Consider the following 2,846-nt stretch of genomic DNA (forward strand, 5'->3'; position numbering starts at 1 on the left):
GCTCTATGGCTTCGCTCACGCTCTGCAGGTGTTGCCGTATGCTTTGGCGCGCTTCGCTCGGCAGATAGTCAGTCAGGGTATGCTGCCAGCTGCCAGCCTCGCTCTTGAGCTGCAGGAACAGGGCTTCCCCCTGTTCCGGTGAGGGAGACCAGGCTGACCCGCTTGTCCTGCTCGCTGCTCTGGGCATGCAATATGCCTTTTTCGCCAAGACGATGGATCTCCCGGGAGATGCGTACCTTGTCCATGCCGCTGGCCTCCACCAACTCTTTCTGGCTGATGGGGTAGTTGGGTCCAAGCACCATCATCAGCCGCCATTGGGGCACAGTGAGCTGATAGCGGGCCTGATAGAACTGCTCGAAGGTCTCCCTTACCATTTCGGCGGCGTGCACCAGTTGGTACGGGGGATAGTGTGCAAGCAGACCGATGAGTTTTTGCATGTGAACTCCTGCTGTTATCTTGTATGCAGTTTCTCTTGATACTTTGATGATACGTAACTCAGGAGCCTTTGTCTGAAAAAGGGCCCGAGAATTGTGCACTGGCGCACGGCGGAGCGGGCTAAAGGCGAAAATATGTGCTCCAAATGGACACCATTCCTCTATCAGGTTAGTGCTATTTCCCAGCTTCGCCTGGCGCTGCTCTTATTTTGAGTGCGTCCTGAGCCAGAGCAGGGCGCCTTCTGCCAACCAAGCGGTGCGCCCTTGCAAGGCATAGCTGGCCGCTTCGTCCCGGCTGCCGCTCTGCCAGTAGTGGGGGGGCTGCTTGGGCAGTTTGCGTTGGCCGAGTAGATAGGCTGGTACATGGGCATTGCTGGCCAGCGCCTTCACCAGGCAGGTTTTTGCATGTGCTGGCGCCTTGCGAGCAAACCACATCAACGCCTGACTGTAGAGCAGGGCGCAGGAGGCTTCATCGAAGCGGGCCAGTAACGCCTCAAGGGCGCGCCAGTCTGTCGTCATGGCATAGAGGCTGGCCAGGGGATAGCGGCAACCGGGCTCATCCAGACGACAGAGCGTCAGCAGGGCTTCATACTCGCGGCGCGCCTGGGGCAGCAAGCCAAGCTCGAACAGACAATCGGCTCGCCCCGCCCAGGCTGCGAGCAGAGGGCGCGCCTCGCTGGCGCTCCAGCCGTGACCATCCAGTGCTTGCCAGAATGCGTCCTCAAACAGTGGCTCGGCATCCTGGATGATGCGCTCGAACCAGACCAGACGGGCCTGAGGCGTGCGACAGCCGTTGGCTTGCTCGAACCAGGCCTGCCACTGCTTGCTCTGTTCGCTGGCCGGGGCACTCGGCGCTGCCGAAGGCAGACTCCACTCGTGAACCCCGAGCAAGCCATTGAGCGCCCCTTTCATCTGCTGGCGCTGGCGTTTGCAAAAATCGAGGAAGGGCAGCTCGCTCGCCGCCGCTTGGTGCAACATGCGCGCCAGGGTGAGATCGCGAAACAGACTCAGTTCGGCGGCCAGGCGCAAGCGGCGCTGGGTGACGGGATCATTGAGATTGGCGGGGGCGGGCCAGCAGGCCAGTCCCTGGCTGAAGCCGTAGCTCCATTGACCCAAGGGGTGGCTGGTTTCGAAAACTTGCTCTGGCTGCTCGTTTGGCAGGCGGCACTGGCTGGGCAAGGAGATCTCTCCCGCCTCGGCCTGGGCCTCGAGCTCCTGGATGAGATGGTGGAGGGCAAGCTCGCTCTTGTCATCGAGCGCGACGGATTTTCCCTGAGCCAGCAACCCCTCCAGCGGCATCTGCCAGTCTGGCTGCTCCGGGCCTGCGAGGCGAGCACACAGAAAACCGTGCAGCGCGGGATAACTCATGTCGTCACCACTTTGCTGCTGCAACCAGATATTGAGCTGGCGGGTTCGATTGGCGGGGTTCATCACGGCTCCTCTCTCTCGATGGGTGAGATCTGTGCCAGGCCCTGGGGCCCGGCATAAATGGCGGCGTAGTCTACCCAAAAATGGAGATGAATGCAGTCAAATGGCGGCGAACTGCTGCTATTATCAGCAATCTGGCAAGTGGGCCCGGGAAAATATCCGGATCTGTCTTGACGCAAAATTGTCCTTGAGAGTGGCAAATATCGCCCCATATCTCTGCAAGAGACTAGGCCGTGACCGGCCCTTTGCGGTAATATGCGCGCCCATCCGGACGCGGTCCGGGGACAGACTGTCCGTGAACTAAAAAGACAAGAGAGCACCATGATACAGATTGGCAAGATGAACAACCTCACAGTGATCGAACTCGAAGACAGGGGCGCCTGGCTTGCCGCCGGTGAAGAGTACGGTGAGCTGCTGCTGCCCAAGCGTCAATTGCCTGACGGGGTTGCCGAGGGTGATGAGGTTGCCGTCTTCCTCTATCTGGATGCCGACTGCGAGCCGGTGATCACCACCGACAAGCCGTTTGCCATGGTGGGTCAGCTGGCTGGTCTCAAGGTGGTCAATGCCAACAAGATTGGTGCCTTCCTCGATTGGGGCATGAAGAAAGACTTGTTCGTGCCGACCCGGGAGCAGAACAAGCCGATGCAGGTGGGCCACGTCTATCTGGTCTATCTGATGCTCGACAACGAGGGACGCATGGTGGGCACCAGTCGCATCGAACGTTTCCTCTCCCAGGAGCTGCCGCCCTTCAAGGTGGGAGATCAGGTGACGGCCCTACCGGGTGAGCATACGCCTTTGGGTATCAAGGTGGTGGTCAACGATCGCTACGCCGGTATGCTGTTCAAGAACGAGGTGTTTGGCCGAGTGATGACGGGACGTCCACAGACTGCGTGGGTCAAGCAGGTACGTGCGATGGCAAGCTGGACCTGACCCTGCAAAAGCCGGACATTGGCGAGCGCATGGACGATGCGGGCAGCATCATCA

General features: G+C 59.8%; 1 protein-coding gene and 2 pseudogenes. 1 reads left to right on the forward strand and 2 read right to left on the reverse strand.

The window, feature by feature from the left end:
• A pseudogene (locus G113_RS19635) lies at positions 1-437 on the reverse strand (MarR family winged helix-turn-helix transcriptional regulator); the annotation flags it as partial.
• A gap of 201 nt (positions 438-638) precedes the next feature.
• On the reverse strand, positions 639-1,865 hold the full coding sequence (locus G113_RS19640) for a UPF0149 family protein (protein WP_005912069.1): 1,227 nt from the start codon (positions 1,863-1,865) through the stop codon (positions 639-641).
• A 252-nt stretch (positions 1,866-2,117) separates the two neighbouring features.
• Between G113_RS19640 and G113_RS19645 the strand changes: the two are divergent.
• Positions 2,118-2,846: pseudogene (locus tag G113_RS19645) on the forward strand (CvfB family protein); the annotation flags it as partial.

Source organism: Aeromonas molluscorum 848, assembly GCF_000388115.1.
GTDB lineage: Bacteria > Pseudomonadota > Gammaproteobacteria > Enterobacterales > Aeromonadaceae > Aeromonas > Aeromonas molluscorum.